This window comes from Streptomyces sp. NPDC001980, assembly GCF_040296885.1.
Lineage (GTDB): Bacteria > Actinomycetota > Actinomycetes > Streptomycetales > Streptomycetaceae > Streptomyces.
On record NZ_JBEOYD010000019.1, the window covers coordinates 133,570 to 155,256 of the forward strand.

The 21,687-nt window shown below is 72.9% G+C and carries 19 protein-coding genes; 12 read left to right on the forward strand and 7 right to left on the reverse strand.

All coding sequences use genetic code 11. The annotated features are described in order from the left end of the window. Positions 1 to 156: 156 nt before the first annotated feature. Complete coding sequence (locus tag ABT137_RS27770) at positions 157 to 834, forward strand: SigE family RNA polymerase sigma factor (RefSeq protein WP_351713534.1); 678 nt, start codon at positions 157 to 159, stop codon at positions 832 to 834. Positions 835 to 1,049: 215 nt separating this feature from the next. Next, positions 1,050 to 2,189: a hypothetical protein gene (locus ABT137_RS27775; RefSeq protein WP_351713536.1), complete on the forward strand. Its 1,140-nt coding sequence runs from the start codon at positions 1,050 to 1,052 to the stop codon at positions 2,187 to 2,189. A gap of 22 nt (positions 2,190 to 2,211) precedes the next feature. On the opposite strand, the gene ABT137_RS27780 is transcribed toward ABT137_RS27775, so the two are convergent. After that, positions 2,212 to 3,006: an SURF1 family protein gene (locus ABT137_RS27780; protein ID WP_351713538.1), complete on the reverse strand. Its 795-nt coding sequence runs from the start codon at positions 3,004 to 3,006 to the stop codon at positions 2,212 to 2,214. A 243-nt stretch (positions 3,007 to 3,249) separates the two neighbouring features. On the opposite strand from ABT137_RS27780, the gene ABT137_RS27785 reads away from it, so the two are divergent. After that, positions 3,250 to 5,058 carry a S9 family peptidase gene (locus ABT137_RS27785; RefSeq protein WP_351713540.1) on the forward strand — a complete coding sequence of 603 codons (1,809 nt, stop codon included), beginning with the start codon at positions 3,250 to 3,252 and terminating at the stop codon, positions 5,056 to 5,058. 347 nt (positions 5,059 to 5,405) lie between these two features. On the opposite strand, the gene ABT137_RS27790 is transcribed toward ABT137_RS27785, so the two are convergent. After that, positions 5,406 to 7,316, reverse strand: a complete 1,911-nt coding sequence (locus ABT137_RS27790; protein WP_351713628.1) for an NAD-binding protein — start codon at positions 7,314 to 7,316, stop codon at positions 5,406 to 5,408. 172 nt (positions 7,317 to 7,488) lie between these two features. On the opposite strand from ABT137_RS27790, the gene ABT137_RS27795 reads away from it, so the two are divergent. Both ABT137_RS27795 and ABT137_RS27800 read left to right on the forward strand, forming a co-directional pair. Continuing rightward, positions 7,489 to 8,532, forward strand: a complete 1,044-nt coding sequence (locus ABT137_RS27795) for a permease (RefSeq protein ID WP_502984586.1) — start codon at positions 7,489 to 7,491, stop codon at positions 8,530 to 8,532. Beyond that, on the forward strand, positions 8,529 to 9,326 hold the full coding sequence (locus ABT137_RS27800) for a TIGR03943 family putative permease subunit (protein ID WP_351713542.1): 798 nt from the start codon (positions 8,529 to 8,531) through the stop codon (positions 9,324 to 9,326). Before ABT137_RS27795 ends, ABT137_RS27800 begins: the two co-directional genes overlap by 4 nt. Before the next feature lie 25 nt (positions 9,327 to 9,351). Here ABT137_RS27800 and ABT137_RS27805 read toward each other — a convergent pair whose 3' ends face one another. After that, complete coding sequence (locus tag ABT137_RS27805; RefSeq protein WP_351713544.1) at positions 9,352 to 10,257, reverse strand: alpha/beta hydrolase; 906 nt, start codon at positions 10,255 to 10,257, stop codon at positions 9,352 to 9,354. Positions 10,258 to 10,403: 146 nt separating this feature from the next. Here ABT137_RS27805 and ABT137_RS27810 point away from each other — a divergent pair, with 146 nt between their 5' ends. The 7 genes from ABT137_RS27810 (at position 10,404) to ABT137_RS27840 (ending at position 18,332) form a co-directional block, all read left to right on the forward strand. Beyond that, complete coding sequence (locus ABT137_RS27810; RefSeq protein WP_351713546.1) at positions 10,404 to 11,279, forward strand: helix-turn-helix transcriptional regulator; 876 nt, start codon at positions 10,404 to 10,406, stop codon at positions 11,277 to 11,279. A 150-nt stretch (positions 11,280 to 11,429) separates the two neighbouring features. Continuing rightward, positions 11,430 to 12,134, forward strand: coding sequence for a Crp/Fnr family transcriptional regulator (locus ABT137_RS27815; RefSeq protein WP_351713632.1), 705 nt, complete (start codon positions 11,430 to 11,432; stop codon positions 12,132 to 12,134). 96 nt (positions 12,135 to 12,230) lie between these two features. Further along, complete coding sequence (locus ABT137_RS27820; RefSeq protein WP_351713547.1) at positions 12,231 to 13,040, forward strand: NADH-quinone oxidoreductase subunit E; 810 nt, start codon at positions 12,231 to 12,233, stop codon at positions 13,038 to 13,040. Then, positions 13,033 to 15,291, forward strand: coding sequence for a hypothetical protein (locus tag ABT137_RS27825; protein WP_351713549.1), 2,259 nt, complete (start codon positions 13,033 to 13,035; stop codon positions 15,289 to 15,291). Before ABT137_RS27820 ends, ABT137_RS27825 begins: the two co-directional genes overlap by 8 nt. Beyond that, the gene (locus tag ABT137_RS27830) at positions 15,288 to 16,361 is read left to right on the forward strand and encodes a hypothetical protein (RefSeq protein ID WP_351713551.1); all 1,074 of its coding nucleotides are present in this window, start codon (positions 15,288 to 15,290) and stop codon (positions 16,359 to 16,361) included. The genes ABT137_RS27825 and ABT137_RS27830 overlap by 4 nt, the downstream gene beginning before the upstream one ends. After that, on the forward strand, positions 16,354 to 17,649 hold the full coding sequence (locus tag ABT137_RS27835) for a DUF4407 domain-containing protein (RefSeq protein ID WP_351713553.1): 1,296 nt from the start codon (positions 16,354 to 16,356) through the stop codon (positions 17,647 to 17,649). The genes ABT137_RS27830 and ABT137_RS27835 overlap by 8 nt, the downstream gene beginning before the upstream one ends. Positions 17,650 to 17,786: 137 nt before the next feature. After that, the gene (locus ABT137_RS27840; RefSeq protein ID WP_351713555.1) at positions 17,787 to 18,332 is read left to right on the forward strand and encodes a Pycsar system effector family protein; all 546 of its coding nucleotides are present in this window, start codon (positions 17,787 to 17,789) and stop codon (positions 18,330 to 18,332) included. A gap of 42 nt (positions 18,333 to 18,374) precedes the next feature. On the opposite strand, the gene ABT137_RS27845 is transcribed toward ABT137_RS27840, so the two are convergent. The 4 genes from ABT137_RS27845 to ABT137_RS27860 form a co-directional block, all read right to left on the reverse strand. Then, positions 18,375 to 19,607 carry a cation:proton antiporter gene (locus ABT137_RS27845; protein ID WP_351713557.1) on the reverse strand — a complete coding sequence of 411 codons (1,233 nt, stop codon included), beginning with the start codon at positions 19,605 to 19,607 and terminating at the stop codon, positions 18,375 to 18,377. Positions 19,608 to 19,614: 7 nt separating this feature from the next. Further along, positions 19,615 to 20,085 (reverse strand): cation:proton antiporter regulatory subunit, encoded by a 471-nt coding sequence (locus tag ABT137_RS27850; RefSeq protein ID WP_502984587.1) that lies wholly within the window; start codon positions 20,083 to 20,085, stop codon positions 19,615 to 19,617. 123 nt (positions 20,086 to 20,208) lie between these two features. Further along, positions 20,209 to 20,577: a peptidoglycan-binding domain-containing protein gene (locus tag ABT137_RS27855; RefSeq protein WP_351713561.1), complete on the reverse strand. Its 369-nt coding sequence runs from the start codon at positions 20,575 to 20,577 to the stop codon at positions 20,209 to 20,211. 80 nt (positions 20,578 to 20,657) lie between these two features. After that, a complete protein-coding gene (locus tag ABT137_RS27860) occupies positions 20,658 to 21,614 on the reverse strand; it encodes a sulfite exporter TauE/SafE family protein (RefSeq protein WP_351713563.1) in 957 nt (318 codons plus the stop codon). Positions 21,615 to 21,687: the final 73 nt, after the last annotated feature.

Sequence of the window (21,687 nt, forward strand, 5' to 3'; positions counted from 1 at the left end):
CGGCGTGTGCGCGACCGGCGGAGCCGACGTGCGCCCGTCCGGCGGACCTGGCATGTGCCTGTCCGGCGGCCTCGGCACGCGCCTGTCCGGCACGCCCGATGTAAAAGTGATGCCCGGCACGTACAACCCCACCGGGGGTAGACGTGTCCAACTGACGTGGCAGAGGTACTCGAACTCAGTGCGCCCCGCGGCGCGACGGCCCTGCGGCCGCCCCGCGCCGGTCTGCGCCCCCGCATGCCCGGCGCGCCCGGCGGCATGCCGGTGATCGCGCCCATGCCCGCAGCGCGGCCCACCCGCATACCCAGCCAGCGCGACGGCGCAGAGGAGACGACGGCGGCGGCCGGTACCACCGTCGACCACCTCACCGAGACCTACCGGGCGCACTACCGTTCGCTTCTCGGCCTCGCCGCGCTCCTCCTCGACGACACCGCCTCCTGCGAGGACGTCGTCCAGGAGGCGTTCATCCGCGTCCACTCCGCCCGCAAACGCGTCCGGGACCCGGAGAAGACCCTGGCCTACCTGCGCCAGACGGTCGTCAACCTCTCCCGCTCCGCGCTGCGCCGCCGCATCCTCGGCCTCAAGCTCCTCTCCAAGCCGATGCCGGACGCGGCCAGCGCCGAGGAAGGCGCCTACGACCAGCTGGAGCGGCGCGACCTGATCAAGGCGATGAAGGGCCTGCAGCGCCGCCAGCGCGAGGTCCTCGTCCTGCGCTACTTCGCCGACATGACCGAGGCCCAGGTCGCCGAGACGCTCGGCATCTCGCTGGGCTCGGTGAAGGCGTACGGGTCGCGCGGCATCGCCGCGCTACGGGTGGCGATGGAGTCGGCGGCATGACGGACAGCCCCCAGGGAGGCGACTCACATGATCGCCACGAGCCCTACGCTTGGCACGAGCCGACACGTGATCACGAGCCCGGTTCGGGGTCCGGTTCGGGGGAGCCGGCGGGGCGGTCCGGTTCGGGGGAACCGGCGGGGCGGTCCGGTTCGGGGGAGCCGACGCCACGACAGCACGAGCAAGAGCACACGCAATCGCACGCTGGGAACGGAACTGTGAACCACGGCCCCGACGAAAAGGGCCCCGAGGGCCTGGAACAGGGCCCTGAAGGGCTCGGGAGCGGGCTCGGTCCCGGCTTCGGAGCCGGGACCGACGGCCCCGAAGCCCTGGACGGGCTCGACACGGACGAGCTGGCCCTGCGCCGGCTGCTGCACTCCGCGGTCGACGACCTCGCGCCGCGCGACGGCAGCCTCGACCACCTGCGCCGCGCGGTGCCGGCCCGCCGGGCCCGCAAGCGGCAGGCCGCCGTCGGCATGGCCGCCGCGGCCCTGTTCATCGGCACCGCGATCCCCGCCCTCATACACGTCTCCAACTCGGGCGGCAGCGACCCCAACACCTCCATGGCCGGCCAGGCCTCCCAGGCGCAGGGCGGCGCCACCGGCGGCAAGAACCCCGACGGCGGCGCCGGCACCGCGGGCGGCAGCGGCGGCCAGGCCGCCGACCAGAGCCCCGGCGGCACCAAGGACGGCGGCAAGACCGAGAGCACCGGAGCCGTCTCCGGCACCAAGGTCGTCCCCACCGCCAGCGCCGCCAGCAGCGCCCCCGTCTGCACCTCGGCACAGCTCGGCACCCCGACCTCCAGCGTCGACGCCCCCGACTCGACGGGCGTCGTCTACGGCACCTTCCGCGTCGTCAACGTCTCGACGACGAGCTGTACCGTCGGCGGCCCCGGCAGCGTGGGCGTCCTCGCGCAGGGCGCGGCCGACTCCACCAAGGTCGCCGCCGTCCGGCACATCTCCGGCGACGCGGCGGCCGGGCTGCCCGACCCGACCACCGAGCTCACCGGGCTGGTCCTGGCGCCCGGCGCGGCCTACGCGGAGAAGTTCGGCTTCGTCCCCTCGGAGACCTGCCCGACCACCGGCTCCAGCACCGGCGGCTCCACCGACACCGGCGGCACCGACGGCGGCACGGCCTCGCCGAGCCCCTCCGACGGTGCCAGCAGCAGCGCCGGCACGACCACGTCCGGGACGTCGGACGGCACCACCACCCAGCTGCTCACCGAGGACGGCGGTACGGCCGACGGGAGCGTCGCGGTCTCGTACACCCCGCAGGCCGGATCCCCGACCGGCTCGGCGACGGTGACGAACGCGTGCGCCGGGATGGTCTACTGGACCGGGGTCCTGGCCGCCGAGTGACCGGCAGGACCGGCAGGGGCCGTCAGACGGCGGTCGGCTGCTGGGCTTCCTCTTCCGGGTCCGGGACCAGGCCGAGCGCCGCGTCCCGGGCGAACTCCGCCTCGCGGCGCAGCAGCCGGAACCACATGAACACCACGAACCCCGCGAACACGAACCACTCACCGGTGTAGCCGAGGTTCTGGAACGCCTTCAGGTCGAGCCCCGAGTTGTCCGGCGCGGTCGCCGGTACGGCCGTCATCCCCGGGTCGGCCTTCTCCAGGGTGATCCACGCGTCGTACACCGGGTACGGCACCAGGTTCACCAGTGAGGCCGCGCTGATCGCCGCCGTCTGCCCCGACGGCAGCCCGCCCTGGTTGCTGACGCCGTTGTCCCCAGGAGTCTCGGACGCCTGCAGCGCGCCGGTGACGGTGACCTCGCCGGTGGGCGGGGCCGGCACCTTGGCGGCATCCGCCTTGCCGGGCAGCCAGCCGCGTACGACGGGCAGGGCCTTGCCGGAGTCGGTGCGCAGCAGGGTCAGGACGTAGAAGCCGTTCCTGCCGTCGACCTGGCGGTCGGGCACGAGCAGCTGCTTGGCGTACCGGCCGGTGACGGTGGCCCGCTTGCCGGAGGTCGACTGGTCGACGGGCAGCAGGTCGGCCAGCGGCCGGGCCGCCTCCGTCTTCGCCGTCTCGACCTGCTCGTCGGCGCTGCGGTGCGCCTCGACCCGCGCCTCGAAGCGGCTCAGCTGCCACGACCCCATGAAGATGCAGAACGGGATGGCGAGCAGCACGAAGACGTTGATGCCCCACCAGCGGGGTGTCAGCAGAAAGCGGTACACGCCGTCCACGGTACGGGGCGGTTCATGACGGTTTACGGGCGGGGTGGGCGCGTGCCTACGGCTTTGCAGACCGGTCTGCCGACTGGTCTGCCGGCTGGTCTGCCGGGTGGTCTGCCGGGTGGTCTGCCGGGTGGGTGTCGGCCCGGACGTCCACCTGGAGGTTCGCAAAGTTATCCACAGGCCGTGGACTCTCCTCGACGCATTGTGGGCGGGGACGGGCAGTATGGGGCCATGACTGCGGCCATGAGTGAGAGCGACATGCCGGACTGGGAGAAGCGCTTCCGCGCCCCTCGGGTCTCCCTTCCGGACTGGGCGGAGGACGCCCCCGACCGTTCCCTGTTCGTGTCGAACGCGACGGGGACGTACGAGCTGTACGCCTGGGACCGCGCGAGCGGAGAGCAGCGCCAGGCGACGAACCGGCCGAACGGCACGACGGACGGGCTGCTCTCCCCGGACGGCGCGTGGATCTGGTGGTTCGACGACAAGGACGGCGACGAGTTCGGCGTCTGGCGCCGCCAGCCCTTCGGCGGCGGCGCGGACGAGGAGGCGACGCCGGGTCTGGAGCCGTCGTACCCCTCGGGTCTGGCGCTGGGCCGGGACGGCCGCACGGCGGTCGTGGGCCGCTCGACGGACGACGAGGGTACGACGATCTACCTGGTCAGAGCGGGGGAAGAGCCGCTGGAGATCTACCGGCACGCCGAGTCGGCGGGGGTCGGCGACCTCTCCCACGACGGTTCGCTGATCGCCATCGAGCACACCGAGCACGGCGACGCGATGCACTCGGCGCTGCGCGTGGTCCGTCCGGACGGTTCGAGGGTCGCCGAGCTCGACGACACCGACGGCGGCACCGAGGAACTGGGCCTGGAGGTGCTGGGCTTCGCCCCTGTGGAAGGCGACCCGCGCCTGCTCATCGGCCACCAGCGGCGGGGCCGCTGGGAGCCCCTGGTCTGGGACGTCTTCTCCGGCGCGCAGACGGACCTGACCCTCGACCTGCCGGGCGACGTGAGCGCGGAGTGGTACCCGGACGGCAGCGCGCTGCTCATCGCGCACAGCCACAGGGCCCGCAGCGACCTGTTCCGCTACGACCTGGCCACCCGCGAGCTGACGCGCATCCCGACCCCGCCGGGCTCCGTCTCCGGGGCCACGGCCCGCCCCGACGGCACCGTCGAGTACCTCTGGTCGTCGGCCGCCGAGCCGCCGGTGGTCCGCTCGACGACCGGCGAGGTGGTCCTGGACCCGCCCGGCATGAGGTGCCCGCCGTCGGTCCCGGTCTCGGACGCCTGGGTGGAGGGCCCCGGCGGCCTCATCCACGCCCTGATCCAGAAGCCGGCCGGCGCCGTCGGCCCCCTCCCCACCGTCTTCGACCTGCACGGCGGCCCGACCTGGCACGACAGCGACAGCTTCGCGGCGGGCCCGGCGGCCTGGGTGGACCACGGGTACGCGGTGGTCCGCATCAACTACCGCGGCTCCACGGGCTACGGCCGGGCCTGGACGGACGCGCTGAAGCACCGGGTGGGCCTGATCGAGCTGGAGGACGTGGCGGCGGTCCGGGACTGGGCGGTCGAGTCCGGCCTCGCCGACCCCGACCGTCTCGTCCTGACCGGCGGCTCCTGGGGCGGCTACCTCACGCTCCTCGGCCTGGGCACCCAGCCCGCCTCCTGGGCGGTGGGCATCGCGGTCGTCCCGGTCGCCGACTACGTCACGGCGTACCACGACGAGATGGAGTCCCTGAAGGCGATGGACCGCACGCTGCTGGGCGGCACGCCGGAAGAGGTCCCCGACCGTTTCGCCGCCTCCTCCCCCCTCACCTACGTGGACGACGTCAAGGCCCCCGTCTACATCTCGGCCGGCCTCAACGACCCCCGCTGCCCCATCCGCCAGATCGACAACTACGTCAACCGCCTCGCCGCCCGCTCGGCCCCCCACGAGGTCTACCGCTACGACGCCGGCCACGGCTCCCTGGTGGTCGACGAACGCATCAAGCAACTCCGCCTGGAAATGGAGTTCGCCGAGCGCCACCTCACGCCTACGGCGACAGCACCGACGGACTGACCGCGCTCTCCCACCCACCCACCCACCCACCCGACTCGGTTCACCAAGGAGCGAGGCCCTCACTCACGCTGGGGTATGAATGGGGGCGCGGGGCATTGCGGAGCACGCGGCAGTCATGCGCCCCGTCAGGGGGGCGGGGCATTGCGGAGCACGCGGCAGTCATGCGCCCCGTAAGGGGCGCGGGGAACTGCGCGAGCAACCACGACGGCGCGGCACCGCATCACGGCGCGGTGTGCCCCGTCAGGGGCGCGGGGCTGTATCTGATGTGCGGCTCCGCCGCGTGGGCGCGATCAGCCACAGCGCACCCGCAGGTACGCACGGCACCGCAACCCACCCACCCCCGCCCCTCAACCGAGCGAGTCGGGTGGGTGGGTGGGCGAGGGCCGGCGGCCGGACAGCTCCGCCAGCCCCCTCCGGGTGGCGACCACCACCACCCGGTCCCCACCCCGCAACACGTACTCCCCCGCCGCAACGCCCTGCCCGCCCACGAGCGCCAGCACCCGCCACGCCCCCACCCGAAACGCCCCCGCCACCGTCCGCCCTTCCAACTGGGGATGCCCGCCGACCTCCACCACCGCCACCAGCAACACCTTCCGCTCCACCGGGATCGCCCCGAGGATCTGCCGCCCCAGCATCGCCCCCGCGAAGGACGGCGCCGCCAGGTACGAGACACTCCGGCTTCGGGTGATCGCCTGCGGATGGGCCGCCCGCAGCGTCCGGTACACGGCGGTCGCGAAGTCGTCGTCGTACAGCCGCAGCACCGCCGTCAGATCGGGCCGCACGGACCGCGCGTACAGCACGGCCTCCAGATTCGTCGTGTCCGCGCTGGTCACCGCGAGCAGCGCCTGCGCCCGATGGATCTTGGCGGCCTCCAGGACCCCTTCCTGGGTCACGTCCCCGAGCACCACCGGCACCCGGAGCCGCCGCGCCACCGCCAGCCCGCGTGCCTCGGGATCGGCCTCGACGCACACCACGGGCACGTGCAGCTCCCGCAACCGGGTCAGCACGCGCGTTCCGATCTTCCCCAGCCCGAGGAGCACCACATGACCGCCCAGCCCCCGCGGCGGCTTGCGCAGCGCGGAAGCGGTGCGGAAGGTGCCGAGCGCCTCCAGCACCGCCGCCAGCAGCACCGGCAGCAGCAGCAACCCGACCAGCCCCGACAGCAACTGCAGGATCTGCCGGCCGAGCGACGCCCCGATCGCGGGATTGTCGATGGCGAACAGGTCGAGGAGCGTGTAGTAGAAGGCCCGTACCGGATGCATGTGCGTCACCACCGACAACGCGACCGCGAGCGCGACCACGCACCCCACGATCCCGGCCAGCGACCACCTGAGCCGCCGCGAGAACAGCGAGGCGAGCGGCGGTACGACCCCGACCCCGCGTCCGGCCGGCTCCGCCGACCCCGCCGACGACGACACGTGCTCCAGCACCATCACGCCACGCTCGCCCGCGGACGCCCGTACCTGCTCCCCGTCCGGCAGCAGCAGCGGCCCCCGCTCCCGGCCGCCCTCGGCCGGTTCGGGCCCGGTGCCGTTCGGGGAGAGCAGTGCCAGCGGGAACAGCCCCCGTTCGGCGGCGTCCTGACCCGCCTCGGCACCCGGCGGCAGGTCCACCGCCCGCAGCACCAGGCCGTCCGTGTGGATGACCTTGCCGCGCCCGGCGAGCGCGGTGGCGGCGAGTGCCGGCGCCGCGGTGTCGGCGTCGGACAGCACGATCGTGGAGGCGTCCCCCACCGCACCGCCGCTGCCGTCCGCGTCCCCGATCGCCAATGCGGCAGCCTGGTCGAGGAGTTCCTCGATGTGCTGCCCCAACCGCCGGTTGTACAGCCGCAGCACGAGCCGCAGCCGCGGATTCAGCCGGCGGGCGGTGAGGGCGGCCCGGATGTTGGTCTCGTCGTCGTCGTACACGAGCGCGAGCGCGGCGGCCCGCTCCACCCCCGCCTCGGCGAGCACCGCCTCACTGGCCTCGTCGGCCTCCAGGACCCGCTCCCCACGCGGCCCTTCCCCGGAGCCGGTGACCGTCCCGGCGCCGCCGGAACCACCGGCACCGCCTCCGCCACCGTTCCCGCCCGTCCGCCCCACGGTCGCACTGACCACCCGGTCGAACAGCGCGACCGAGGCGGCCCGGGCCCGTCCGACGACCGGCGGCCGGGCGATGCGCACGTTCGGAGGTACGACAAGGGTGACCTGTTCGCCGTAGACCGTGCGCAACTCGGCGGCCAGCCGGTGCGCGAGCCCGTCGTCCCCGCACACCACCATGGGCGCCGGGGACCCACCACCTTGATACGGAACGCTCGCCACGAGGGAAAAGAGTGCCTCAACAGGACGCATGGTTCCAGCAACGAGGTGAACAGCCGCCCCTGACCGCCCGTAGGGAAGGGATAGGGAGCATAATCCCGGATCTGACCGAAGTGCCGGAGGTATCCGACCCGTGGCCATCACCGAGAAAGCCGCCCCGCCCGGCGCCGTGCCCGAGGACGGGACCCCCGGCGCCGACGGCACCGGCACCCCGCCCGACCGGGAGGGCTGGCACCTCAACTCCCCGCTGGCCCTGACCCTGCTCCTGCTCCTGGTCGTGGTGTTCCAGGGCCCGGTGCGCGGCGCGCTGTCGACGCCGGTGATGCAGAGCTGGATGACGGTGTTCGTGGCGGTGGTCGTCCAGGCGCTCCCGTTCCTCGTCCTCGGCGTGCTGCTCTCCGCGGCGATCGCGGTCTTCGTCCCGCCCTCCTTCTTCGCCCGCGCCCTGCCCGGCCACCCCGCCCTGGCGGTACCCGTCGCGGGGCTGGCCGGGGTGATCCTGCCGGGCTGCGAGTGCGCGTCGGTGCCGGTGGCCGGCGCCCTGGTCCGCCGGGGTGTCACCCCGGCCGCGGCGATCGCCTTCCTGCTCTCCGCCCCCGCGATCAACCCGATCGTGCTGACGGCGACGGCGGTGGCGTTCCCGCGCAACCCCGAGATGGTCGTGGGCCGGTTCGCCGGCAGCCTGCTGGTGGCGTGCGCGATGGGCTGGCTGTGGCAGCGGGTCGGCCGCACCGACTGGCTGCGGCTGCCGGCGCACGCGCACCACGAGGGCGAGACCAAGGGGGAGGCGTTCTGGTCCTCGGTCCGCCACGACACCATGCAGGCGGGCGGCTTCCTGGTGCTCGGCGCGATGGCCGCGGCGACGCTGAAGGCGGTGGCCCCGGCGGAGTGGCTGCGCACGGCGGCCGCCAACCCGGTGGTCGCGATCCTCGCCCTGTCGGTCCTGGCCGTACTGCTGTCCATCTGCTCGGAGGCGGACGCGTTCGTGGCGGCTTCCCTCACCCAGTTCTCGCTCACCGCGAAGCTGGCCTTCCTGATCGTGGGCCCGATGATCGACCTCAAGCTCTTCGCGATGCAGGCCGGCACCTTCGGCCGCGGCTTCGCCCTGCGCTTCGCCCCGGCCACCTTCGCGGCGGCGATCGCGGGCGCGGTCCTGACCGGGGCGGTGCTGCTTTGAACCGGCAGGCGCAGGCGGCGGTGATGTTCCTGGTGGGCGCGGCACTGCTGCACGCGGGCATGACCGACCTCTATCTCCGTTACGTCAAGGCGGGTCTGCAGCCGTTGCTGCTGGCGGCGGGCGCGGTCCTGATCGTCTCGGCGCTGGCGACGGCGTGGTACGAGTGGAAGCGCGCCCGCACCCGCAAGGAGGCCGCGCAGGAGGCCGCGCAGGAAGCGGTGCAGGAGGCCGCGCCCGAGGCGCAGTCAGTGGCACACCCCGAGGTGCAGCCCGAGGGACACGTCCACCGCGAACCTCGCATCTCCTGGCTGCTGGTCCTCCCCCTGCTCGCCCTGATCCTCATCGCCCCGCCCGCACTCGGCTCGTACAGCGCGATGCGCACCGGTACGGCCCTGCAACAGCCGTACGGCTACAACACGTTGCCCAAGTCCGACCCGATACCGCTGAACCTGGTCGACTACGCGGGCCGCGCGGTGTACGACCACGGGCGTTCGCTGGCCGGCCACCAGGTCCGGATCGCCGGCTTCGTGGCCGTCGACTCGGCCGGCACCCCGTATCTCGTCCGGATGGCGCTGAACTGCTGCGCGGCGGACGCCCAGCCGGTGAAGGTGGCCCTGACCGGGAAGATCCCCCCGGTTCTGCAGCCGGACGCCTGGCTCCAGGTGACGGGCACGTACACCGCCCGCGAGACCCACGACCCGGTGAACAACGGCCCGATCCCGTACCTCCAGGTCACCGCCGCCAAGCCGATCCCGACCCCGGCCGACCCGTACGACGAGACCTGGAACAACTGACACCCGGAGCCGCGCCGGTGTGCCGCTACCGCTTCCCGAAGAACGCGGCCAGTTTCGCGACGGCCGGGGTGACGTACTCGTCCCGGTCGTAGAGGCCGACGTGCGTGGCGCCGTCGATCCAGAAGAGCTCCCTGGGGCCGGTGACCCGCTGGAACGCGGCCACGCTCATCCAGGAGGTCACCGCCTCCCGGCCGACGATCATCAACAGCGGGCGCGGGGCGAGCAGTTCGAGGGCATGGAAGGCGTCGAAGCCGGCGATGCGGTCGACGCTGTCCCAGGTGAACTCCTCGGCCGCGCGGGGGTGCCGGGCGCGGGCCGTGCGGTAGTACTCCCAGCCCTCGTGCGCGTGCGGCCCGGCGGCGCGTGCCTCGTCCCCGGTCGCGGGGAAGAGCGGGAAGGTCCGCACGCCCGCGCCGCGGGCCTCAGCGGTACGCGCCGCCGCGGCCGCGGCCAGCATGCCCTGGAGGACGGCGGGGTCCTGGCCGCCGTCGGCGCCGTGCCGGAACTGGCGGGCGATGTCGACGGCGCTGACGGTGGCGACGGCCCCGATCCGCGGGTCGGTCGCGGCGGCGGCGAGGGCGTAGCCGCCGGAGGCGCAGATCCCGAGCGCCGAGATCCGGTCGGGGTCCGCCTCCGGCCGGGTGGTGAGGAAGGAGACGGCGGCCCTGAGGTCCTCGACCCGCTGGGCCGGGTCCTCCAGACCGCGCGGCTCGCCCTCGCTCTCGCCCTGGTGGGCGGCGTCGAAGGCCAGGGTGACGAACCCGTGCCCGGCGAGGCGCCGCGCGTACTCCCCGGCGGCCTGCTCCTTCACCCCGGAGCCCGGGTGCCCGACGACGACGGCGGGCCGCGGCCCGGCGGCCCCGCCGTCGGGCGTGTACAGGTGACCGGCGATCTTCAGGCCGGCGCTGGGGAAGGTGACGTGAGTCTTCATGGCCCCCACCGTCGCGCCGCCCGCACCCGGGTACCAGGGAGGGCTTTGCCTGTGCGACCCGTGCCTGTGCGACCCGTGCCTGTGCAGCCCGTGCCTATGCAACCCAGTACCAGGCACCGGGCGCCGTGGCGACGGACACTGGCCGCATGACCCCCGACGCCCCGGTCCCCGACGCCCCGGCCCCCGGCAACGAACTGGGTGAGTTCCTGCGCGCCCGCCGTGCCGCCCTGTCCCCGCTCCAGGCAGGTCTGCCGGACGACGGCCGGCCGCGCCGGGTCCCGGGCCTGCGCCGCGAGGAACTGGCCCAGCTGGCACACGTGAGCATCGACTACGTGGTCCGCCTGGAGCAGGGCCGCACCCGCAGGGTCTCCCGCCCGGTCCTGGACGCCCTGGCCGACGCCCTGCACCTCGCCCCGGACGAACGGGACTATCTCCTCACCCTGGCCGACGTGGCCCCCGCCGCTCCCCGGCGCCGCCCGGGCCGCCCGGACGTGGCCCCCGGCCTGCGGCAGCTGCTGGCGACGATGCCTGACGTCCCGGCGATGATCCTGAACCGTCGCATGGACGTGCTGGCCTGGAACGTCGGGGCGGCCGCCCTCCTCACCGACTTCGCGGCGCTGCCGCCGTCCGCCCGCAACCTCATCCGCCTCACCTTCCTGGACAAGGACGTCCGCGCGCTGTACGCGGACTGGCCGCGCGCGGCCCGGGAATGCGTGGCGGTCCTGCGCATGGAGGCGGGCCGGTCGCCCCGCGACCCCGCCCTGACCGCCCTCATCACCGAACTGACCACCCACGACGAGGACTTCCGCACCTGGTGGTCCACCCACCAGGTCCGCGGCCCCCGCCGGCTGACCAAGACCTACCACCACCCCCTGGCCGGCCCCCTCACCCTCGACGTCCACCAGTTCTCCGTGGACACCCACCCCGACCAGCAACTCATCGCCTACACCCCACCCCCCGACTCCCCGTCCCAGGAGGCCCTGCGCTTCCTGCTGCAGTGGTCGACCACAGCCCGTCTTTAAGTGACATCCATTCGGTCAATTCCGGCTGTGAAGCGAGAAAAACAGGCCACATGCTGTCATGTCTGTCGGTCGCTACACCCCTCGACGGCAGCATGGTCGGGCGCTTGAACAGGGCGCCGCGGCACGGAGTGGGATCGTCGGGGGTTGCTGGTGAATCACGCGTGGGCGCCGTCCACTTTTCTCGGCCGGTTACGGGACACGACACGTGCGGAACTGCTCGCGCAGGGCACTCCCATCACCTACCCGGCCCATCGCAACCTGCTGCAACAGGGCGACGAGAGCCGGCACGTCCTGCTGATCACCAGTGGTGTCGTGAAGGTCGTCGCCAGCGCGGAGAGCGGATACGACATGCTGCTCGCCGTCCGCATAGCGGGTGACCTGGTCGGCGAGATGGCGGCCTTCGAGGAGCGCCCCCGCTCCGGCACCGTGATCGCCTGCAGCGACGTGACCGCGCACATCGTCCAGGTGCGGACGCTGGAGAACTTCCTCAGCCGCCACCCGGACGCCATGCGGGCGATCCTGCACATGCTCTGCGCCCGGCTGCGCTGGGCCAACGGGCGCCGGATCGACTTCCAGGCCTACGACTCCCTGACCCGGCTGGCCCGGGTGCTGGCCGAGCTGAGCCGGGCCTACGCGCAGCCCACGCCGGACGGCGACGGCAAGCGGTGCGACCTCGGGGTGACCCTCACCCAGACGGAACTCGCGTCATTGGCCGGCCTCCGGCTCACCACGGCCGAAAAGAATCTGGCAACTCTGACGGCCATGGGACTGGTGGAGCGCAGTTACCGCAACATAACCATCTGTGACGTTCCGAAACTGCTTGAATTCGCCAAAGTCGTTGCCGACAACCCGTAGTGGTACGGGATCACCTCGCGCGCTCTCTCCTAGCCTCTCGGACAGCACTTCGTGGGCAGTGTCCGCCCATGTCCTGCCCAGAGAGGAAATGATCGGGTGGCTGAGTGGCCCGGGTTCTGTCCCTGCACCTGCATAGCCGTGGACGCACAGGCCTACGGCAGCAAGAACGATCGCAATCAGTCCGAACTCCAGCATGACCTGCCACGGCTTCTGGACCGCGCCGCGAAGCGCGCGGGCCTGGACCGCTCCGAGTGGCAGATTCAGCGCACCGGCGACGAGCAGCTCGCGGTGCGCCCCCAGGACGGCAGCGAGCCGCGGCTGGTCGACGACTACGTCCGCCACCTCGCCGCCGAGCTGCGCCACCACAACGCCCAGCGGGTGCCCGAAGCCCGGATGCGGTTGCGCGCCGTGATCCACCAGGGGCTGGTGGAGCTGGCCGAAAACGGCTTCGCGGGTTCGGCCGTGGTGGCCACGGCCCGGCTGCTGACCGCGCGCCCGCTCTACGACGCCCTGGCCGCGCACCCGGACGCGGACCTCGCGCTGCTGCTGTCCGACGACGTCTACCGGTCCGTGGTGGCCGGTGGCCACACCACCCTGACCACCGAGGACTTCACCCAGGTCACCGTCCGGGTGAAGGAGTACGAGGCCTCGGCCTGGCTGCGCGTGCCCACGCTCGGCACCACGGCCGCCGGCGCCTCGCAGGAACCCGGAACCGCGGGAACGGGGAAGCCCGCGGCTCCGGTGCCGGGGGAGCCCGCGGCGGACCGGCCCCGTCCGTCCGCCGCGGGCACAGCAGCCGGCGGCATCACCCAGGAGTACCGGGCGCACCAGGTCAACGTCACCAACGTGGCCGGCTCCGTGGACGCCCGGGGCGCGGTCTTCGGCTTCGGGAGCGCCGGTGGCTGACGTGTCCGGCCCGGACGACGCCCCTGCCGTACCGCCCGTCGACGAGGACGGCGCGGGCGGCGCGGGCGGCACGCCGGAGGCGGCGGAGGAGCCGCTCCGCCCGGACCCCGGTGCGGACGACGCGGCCGCCGAGCGGCGCAGGGAGCAGCACGAGCGGGAGGAGGACGAGCAGGGCTATGACGACCTGCGCCGCGTCCAGCAGCTCGTCAACAACAACTTCTACGGCGTCGTCGAGGCCTCGGGGGCCGCGTTCGGCTTCGGCGCCGCAGCTGCCCCCGGCCTCGCGCCCGGCACCGTCGAGCCCGAGGAGGCGGACCGCGTCCTGCGGTTCTACCTCCCGCCGCAGCCCTGCTTCGACGACGCGCTCGGCACCTTGCGCGAGAACGCCCTCGTGGTGCTGACCGGCCAGGACAACTGCGGCCGCGGCGCGGGTGCCCTCGCCCTGCTCAGGACGGTCCTCGGCGCGGAGGCCGGGCTGCGCAGCCTGTCGCCCGCCGACGCCCTCGCCGAACTGGCCACTTCACGGGAGCTCAGGCCGGGGCAGGGGTACGTCATCCTCGACTACGTGGGCGAGCTGCGCCCCGAGGCCGTGCAGACGTACGAGATCGGGCGGCTGAGCGAGGAACTCGCCCGCAAGGGGTCGTACCTGGTGATCACGGCCGGCGACGCGGCCCGACGGCGGCTGGCGCTGCGGGACCACTGCGTGCCGTGGCAGGCCCCCGACCCCGGGGAGCTGTTCGAGCACTGCCGGGCGCTGCTGCCGCACGCCGGCCTCGCGCCGGACACCGAGAAGGAACTGCTGGAGCGGGTCGGCGAACAGCGCCGCCCGGCGGACGTCGTCGCGGCCGCCGTGGCCCTGTCCGAGGGAGGCGCCGAGGCGGCGCTGGACATCCTGCGCGACCGGCACCGGGAGCAGGTCCGGGAGTGGTTCCGCGGGCGGCCGGACGCCGACGACCTGCTCGCGCTCGCGGCCCTGGCGTTCCTGGAGGGCATCCCGGAGCGGATGCTGGAGAAGGAGTGCGCCGCGCTCGCCGCCCATGTGCGCAGCTGGGAGCAGAGCGGCGAGACCCCGGCCGCGGAGCCGGCCGGCCCGGCCGGGGCGCCGCTGACCGGCGCGGTGGCCCGGCAGTCCCGGGCCCGCTGGCGGGAACGGGCGGTGGGTCTCGTGACCACCGAGTTCCGGCTCAGACCGAGCCGGGGCGCCGGTCGCAGCGAGCGGTGCCTGGTCTTCACCTCACCGCGGATCCGCGAGCTCGTCATCGCGGAGCTGTACGACCTCTACGGCTACGAACTCTGGTACCCGCTCCGCCAGTGGCTGGGCGACCTGGCCCTGCACGGCGACCTGGACACCCGGACCGAGGTCGCCCGGGGCGTCGCGCTCCTGGCCCGGTACGCGCTGGTCGAGGTCGACGAGAACCTGCTGACGGTGTGGTCCGACGGCATCACCAGCCAGCGGGTGACCGCCGCGCTGACCCTCCAGTTCATGTGCGACGTCGAGCATCTCGCCCCGCAGGCCCTGAGCACCGTCGTCAGCTGGGTGGACAACCGGGGCGCGGGCCGGGCGGTGACGGCGGCCATGGCGCTGACCGGCAGGCTGGGCTCGCTCTACCGCCTGCAGGCACTCAACTGGCTGTGGTTCCTGACCAACCGCGGCGAACGGGTCGCGTTCTCGGCCCGCCGCTCCCTGGTCCTGCTGCTGCAGACCGCCGAAGCCGACCCCGAGCGGGCCCTGCTGATCCTCCGGTTCGTACGCACCGTCATCGCGAGGTCCGCGCCGGGCTCCCGGGAGCGTTCGATCGCCCTCAGGGCCGCCGTCCAGCTCCTGGAGGCGAGCCGGCTGGAGGCCGCCGAGCCCGTCACCGCGGCACTGCTGCGTACCGTCCCGGACAGCGTCCGGCATCTCGGATCACTGTGGGCGGACGTCCTGCACAGCAGCAACCGGAGCCGGGCGGTCACCGCGCTGTGCCGGACCCTGGTGCAGCTGCGGGACGACCCGTCCGTCACCGGGGCCGTACGCGAACTCGGCGAAGCCATGCGGAACTCCATGACTCCGCGGCAGTGGGCGGCACTGGGCGGGAACCTGTCCATCGCGCTCCGCCACCCCGACTACGCGATCCCCGGTGCCCACCAGCTGGCGCAGGTGCTCATCGGCTCACTGCGCGGCCGGACCCCGGGCGACTCCCGGCGCGCCACCGCGTCCCTCAGGTCCACCGATCCCCTTTCTTCCGCTCAAGGAGGCCGAAGCAAGTGAACTACCCGGTCATAGCCGAGCACATCCTGGCCACGGTCCAGGGCACCTGGTGGTCTCGGCGCCGCCACCGCGACGACGTGCCACCGCTGCCGCCGGGCGCGGTCCACGTCTTCAGGGTCGGCGGGAACTACCGCACCTTCCCCGAGGGCATGGTCTTCGACCCGTCCCACCCGGACGTGCTCGACGCCTCCTCCGTCAGCATCGTCGACACCCGGGCCCGCCTGGTCGACGTGGAGCGCCCGCTGCCCTCGGTCAGCGAGGCGGACAACTTCACGATGCGGGCGTCCTTCACCTGCCAGGTGACCGACCCGACCGTCATCGCCCGGCAGGGCATCATCGACGTCACCGTCCCGCTGCGCGCCTATCTGATGGGGGACAGCGACCTGCCGAGAGTGAGCGCCGGGCACCGCGTGGAGGAGATCAACGCGGTACGCACCGAGGCCGGTCACCGGATGACCGCCTACAGCGCCATCGTGCCGCCGCGGGTCGCGGGCATGAGCGTCGAGTTCGTCAACGCCGAGGTGTACGCCTCGGACGATCTGCGGGACTGGGAGCAGAAGCTCCGCGACGAGCGGCGCTCCTGGGAACTGCGCAAGGGGCAGCGCGACTTCGAGACGCAGGACGCCCGCCGGATCGCGGAACTGCTCTCCCAGGGATCCGACCACGTGGACGCCTTCGGCATCGCCCGTCAGGAGATCGACGTCACGGAGGCGGCGGCCCGCATCCACCGGGCCGGCGCGGAGGAGTCGGCCCGCCGTCACCAGGCGGAGGCGGAGGAGCGGGCCCACGCGCGGTTGCTGGAGACGACGGACGCGCAGCTCCGCCGCGAGATGCTGCTGACCCTGCTGCGGCAGTCGGCCGGCAGCGAGTACGTCGACTACCACCAGATGCTGGACCAGGTCCTGCGGGAGCTGGGCGGCCAGGCCGCACCCGGCATCGGAGCCGCCGCGGACACCACCCGCATGGTCGAGTCGGGCCGGGCACGCCCCGGCCGCCCGGCGGCGGGCCGGGAAGGCGCACACGACCCGCTGGGGGGTTTCGTCAAGGACGAGGACGATCTCGTTGACTGACTTCCCGACGAACCGCATCGGCGTCGACGCCGCACGCGGGCTGCGGACCCTGACCGGCGTCGACGAGGAACTGCTGTCCCGGGTCCGGTACGAGCGGAGCAAGTACACGGCACTGGGCGGGGTGGTGCTCGGCACCGCCGTCATCGCGGCGTTCTCCATGTGGAACTTCGCGACCGAGGCGCTCGGCAGGATCTCCGTCGTGGCCCTGCTGCCGACGGTCATCTGGATGCTGTTCGTGCTCAACCTGGACCGCTGGCTGGTCACCCCGCAGCCGAACGCACGGCGTCGGCTCGGCCCCCTCCTGACGCGTCTGCTGGTCGCCCTGATGCTCGGCGCGGTGATCGCCGAACCGTTGGTGCTGCGCATCTTCCAGACGGCCATCGAGGAACGCGTCCAGGACGAACGCACCGACACCGTCGACGAGTTGCGCACGAACCTGGTGCGCTGCAACCCCGTGCCGTCCACGACGCGGACGGTCGCCCCCGAGGGCTGCGGCACGAGGTACGTCCTCTCCTTCCGAGCGACGCCCGGCGACCGGGTCGACGAACTGACCGCCCTGCGCTCGGACGCCGCCACCCTGCAGAAGCGGGTGGACCAGGACACCACCAGGCTGGAGGCGATCGACTCCGAGGTACGGGACGAGTGCCGGCGGCTGGTCCGGATCGCCGCGACCGGCCTGTACCAGCGGACGTCCGAATGCCTGCGGCTGCGCGCCAAGGCACAGGACTACCGGACCACCCACCGCACCGCCCAGAACGAGCAGCGGCTCGCCGGCATGAACACCCGCATCTCGAAGATCGAGACCCAACTGACCTCGTCCCGGAGCGCGTTCCTCAAGGCACGGGCCGACGGCATCGCACAGCGGCTGGCCGAGGAACGCGCCAAGCAGAAGGAGATCGGGGTCCTCGAACGCATCCGGGCGCTCGACGAGCTCGCGAGCGGGAACCCGGTGCTGTTCGTGGGCATCTGGCTGGTCCGCCTGCTGTTCGTCCTCCTCGACGTGCTTCCCGTACTGGTGAAGTACCTGACCGGCGAGACCGCGTACGACCGGATGCTCACCGGCGAGAGCAACAGCGCGGTCAAGATCCACGGTGAACAGGTGCGGCTCGCCGAGCGCCGGGCACTCGCGGACCTGGAGATCGCCCAGGACACCATCGAGCAGGAGGTCCGTCGTCACCGCGCCGAGTCGGAGGCGGCCTTCCGGGAACACTCGGCGGCGATGAACATCAGGGTCCGCCAGGCGGTGAACGCGCTGGAGGACGAGATCCGCCGCTCGTCGACGGTCTGACGCACCCGCATCGGGTACCCGGTACCGCGGCCGCCCCGCCCACCGGGGCGGCCGCGGTACCGACCGAACAGGACCGACCGAACAGGACCGACCGAACAGGACCGACGGAACAGGACCGACCGAACAGAAGGGGGACCATGACCACATCCGCGGGCGGCAGCACCGGCCCGGACCCGGACACCGGCACCGCGACCACCGACCGCGGGGCACAACTCGCCAGAGTCCTGCTGTCCGAGGCACGCGAGGAACTCGTACGGGCCGACAACAAGGCAGGCCTGCTCCTGGCGTCCCTGGGCGCGGCCCTGACCGCCCTGCTGGGCGCGATCGGCAGCGGCATCATCGCCCCACGCCTCTACCCGGTCGTCCCCCAGCTGCTCATCTGGGTGGGCTCCGCCGCCTGCGTACCGGCACTCGTGCTGCTGGGCCTGGCCGTGGCCCCACGGCTGGGCAGTCCCCGCTACGCCCGCACCCACTACTTCGGTGACGTGCGGCTGGCGAGGTCCGCGACACACCTGGAACTGACCGTCCGCCGCACCGACCCCCTCGCCCGGGACCTGACCCAGCTGGCGGCCCTGTCCCGGATCACCTGGACCAAATACCGCTGCATACGCCTGGCGCTGGCCTGGGGCACGGCCTTCTTCACGCTCACCCTGCTGGGGATAGTGGCCGGGGCCTCGACCTAGTCGGCTCAGTCGGCTCAGGGGCGGGCGACCGCATGCCCCCGGTCACGTCCGGCCGACCGTGTCCTGGTCGTCGACCGGGGTGGCCGGGGCCGGCATCGGGAGAGGGGGTGCGGTGCTCGTCCGGCCGGTGAGGCGGCGGGCCAGTGGCTCGGTGTAGCGGGCGGTGAGGGGGCCCACGACGACGAGGATCAGGACGTAGGCCGTGGCCAGGGGGCCCAGGGAGGGTTCGATGCCGGCGGTGACGGCGAGGCCGGCGATGACGATGGAGAACTCGCCGCGGGCGACCAGGGTGCCGCCGGCCCGCCAGCGGCCCTTGGACGGGATCCCGGCGCGTTTCGCGGCCCAGTAGCCGGTGGCGATCTTCGTCAGCGTGGTGACGGCCGCCAGGGCGAGCGCGGGCAGCAGCACCGGCGGGATGCTCGACGGGTCGGTGTGCAGGCCGAAGAAGACGAAGAAGACGGCGGCGAACAGGTCACGAAGGGGAGCGAGCAGGTGGTGGGCACCCTCGGCGACCTCGCCGGAAAGGGCGATGCCGACCAGGAACGCGCCCACCGCGGCGGAGACCTGCAGCTTCTGTGCGATGCCCGCGACCAGCAGGGTCAGGCCCAGCACCACCAGGAGCAGCTTCTCCGAGTCGTCGCTGGAGACGAAACGGGAGATGTGCCTGCCGTAACGGACGGCGATCAGCAGGACCAGCCCGGCGACCCCGAGCGCGACCGCCAGCGTGAGGCTGCCCGCCGCCAGGCCGGCGCCGGCCAGCAGCGCGGTGATGATCGGCAGGTAGACGGCCATGGAGAGGTCCTCCAGGACCAGGATGCTCAGTATCACCGGGGTCTCCCGGTTGCCTAGCCGCCCCAGGTCCCCGAGCACCTTCGCGATCACCCCGGACGAGGAGATCCAGGTGACGCCGGCCAGCACCACGGCCGCCACCGGGCCCCAGCCCAGCAGCAGGGCCATCGCGGCACCGGGCAGCGCGTTCAGCGCGGCGTCCACCAGGCCCGCCGGGTACTGCGTCTTGAGGTTGGAGACGAGATCGCTGGCGGTGTACTCCAGGCCCAGCATGAGGAGCAGGAGTACGACGCCGATCTCGGCGCCGATCGCGACGAACTCCTCGCTGGTGCCGAGCGGGTAGAGCCCGCCCTCGCCGAAGGCGAGCCCGGACAGCAGGTAGAGGGGGATGGGCGAGAAGCGGAGGCGTCCGGCGAGCCGGCCCAGCAGGCCGAGGCCGAGGATGATCGCACCGAACTCGATCAGGAACACGGCGGAGTCGTGCACGGCTGCCTCACTCCCGCCCGAGTATGGAGGCGGCCGCGTCGACGCCCTCGCGGGTGCCGATGACGATGAGCGTGTCGCCGCCCGCGAGGCGGAAACCGGGCGTGGGGGAGGGCACCGCCTCGGCGCGGCGCAGCACGGCGACGATGGAGACGCCGGTGTCGGTCCGCATCCGGGTCTCGGCAAGGAGCCGGCCGTTCCAGTACGACGTGGCGGACAGCTCGATCCGCTCGGCCACCAGCCCCAGGTCGGTGGTGGACAGCAGGTTCGGGCTGTGGTGCGTCGGCATCAGCGCGTCGATGAGCGCCGCCGACTCCCCCGAGGACAGCCTGAGCGACAGGGCGCAGGCGTCGGGGTCGTCCCGGTGGTAGGCGCTCAGGATCCGCGAACCGTCCCGGTGCGCGACCACGGACACCCGGCCCTGCTCCCGCGTGGCGAGGTCGTAACGCACCCCGATTCCCGGCAACGGCGTCCTGCTCAGGCGTGGAGCCCCCAAGGCTGTCTCCCCTGTCTCGTCGTCTCGTCCCGCTGGTTCTTTGCTCTTTCTTTAACAACACCCTAACGGGAGAGCGGGAAAGCGGGAGAGACGGCCTGGGGAGGCGGCTCAGGACGGGTAGGGGACGTAGCAGTCCAGGGCCGGGTGGTACAGCACGTGCCAGGTGCGGCCCTCGACGACTCCGCTCGCCGGCAGGCCGTGGCAGGTCTGGATCCACTCGATCTTGCTCTGCATGGCCGTGCCGTAGACCCCGTCGGGCGCGAGCCGGGGCGGCTGCCCGCCCCACGCGTTGCTGAGGCACTGCGCCTGGCTGACCGCGGCTCCGGTGTCGCCGTACGCGAGCGTCGGCTGGTAGCCCGATGCCACGTACGAGCAGCTCCGGCCGGAGGCGGCCGCCGCGGTGTGGGGCAGCGCCGGGCCCAGGACGACGGCCGCGCCCAGTACCGCGGCCGAGGTGAGCAGTCGGTTCCGTCTCATGCCCGCTCCTTAAGGGGGCGACTCGACTTCTGCCCATGGTCGCGCGGGAGCGGTGACCCCCGCGAGTCGGGAGCCCCCGGTCACCTGGGGCCCGGGACGCCCGCCATCTCCTCCGCCGCTGCCGTCTCCGCCACCACGGGGCGTGCCGAGCGCCGCTCGCGTACGGCGGTGAGCGTGCCGAGCAGGGCCATGGCCAGGCAGCCGAGCAGGATGACGGTGGACGACGCCTTCAGCATCGACAGCCCGGAGCCGGTGAGCAGCACGACCAGGGCCCAGCGCACCGCGGATCCCGAGACCCGGCTGGAGACCAGGGAGCCGAGCACGACCCCCGGAACGGCGCCGATCAGGAGCGTCGCCGCGAGCCCCAGGTCGGCGTCGCCGACGAGCAGGTGGCCCAGGGCGGCCGCGGCCACCATGGGGATGGCCTGCACCAGGTCCGTGCCGACGAGATGGTTGGCCCTGAGCCGCGGGTGGGCCAGCATCAGCATCACGATGATCAGGGAGCCCGAGCCGACCGAGGTCATCCCGACGATCACCCCGCCCACCAGCCCGATGAGCAGCGTGGCCACCGGCCGTACGGGGACCCGGGCGTCCTCCTCGGACTCCCCGTACTCCCCGGACTCCCCGGCCTCGCCGTCCGCGGCGGTGCGGCGGCGGTCGAGCCACATGCGGGCCAGCATGCCGACGACGGCGAGCATCAGCGCCGTGCCGACGACGTACTTGACGCGCTGCTCCAGGTCGTCGCCGTCGCCGAGCGCCCGGAGCAGGAACACACCGCCGAAGGCGGCCGGGACGGCGGTCGGCAGCAGCCAGCGCACGATGTCCCAGCGCACGGTCCCGGCCCGCTGGTGGACCAGCGCGCCGAACGGCTTCATGAACACGGACGCGGCCAGGTCGCTGCCGATGGCCGCGGTGGGATTCACCCCGAACACCATCACCATGATCGGCGTCATGAGCGCTCCGCCGCCCATGCCGGTGAGCCCCACGGCGAAGCCGACCAGGGCTCCCGCGATGACGATCGGAACGGTGGAATCCATGGTGGGGGACCTTAACCACCATTCCTATGGGAAATGTATGGAACGCTTCCGGTTTCAGCGCTCCGAAGCCGTC

Coding starts and splice junctions, on each gene's coding strand:
- ABT137_RS27840 (WP_351713555.1), top strand. CDS start 17,787: ATGACCACATCCGCGGGCGGCAGCACCGGCCCGGACCCGGACACCGGC.
- ABT137_RS27790 (WP_351713628.1), bottom strand. CDS start 7,316: ATGGTGGTGTGCGGGGACGACGGGCTCGCGCACCGGCTGGCCGCCGAG.
- ABT137_RS27785 (WP_351713540.1), top strand. CDS start 3,250: ATGAGTGAGAGCGACATGCCGGACTGGGAGAAGCGCTTCCGCGCCCCT.
- ABT137_RS27860 (WP_351713563.1), bottom strand. CDS start 21,614: ATGGATTCCACCGTTCCGATCGTCATCGCGGGAGCCCTGGTCGGCTTC.
- ABT137_RS27810 (WP_351713546.1), top strand. CDS start 10,404: ATGACCCCCGACGCCCCGGTCCCCGACGCCCCGGCCCCCGGCAACGAA.
- ABT137_RS27805 (WP_351713544.1), bottom strand. CDS start 10,257: ATGAAGACTCACGTCACCTTCCCCAGCGCCGGCCTGAAGATCGCCGGT.
- ABT137_RS27855 (WP_351713561.1), bottom strand. CDS start 20,577: ATGAGACGGAACCGACTGCTCACCTCGGCCGCGGTACTGGGCGCGGCC.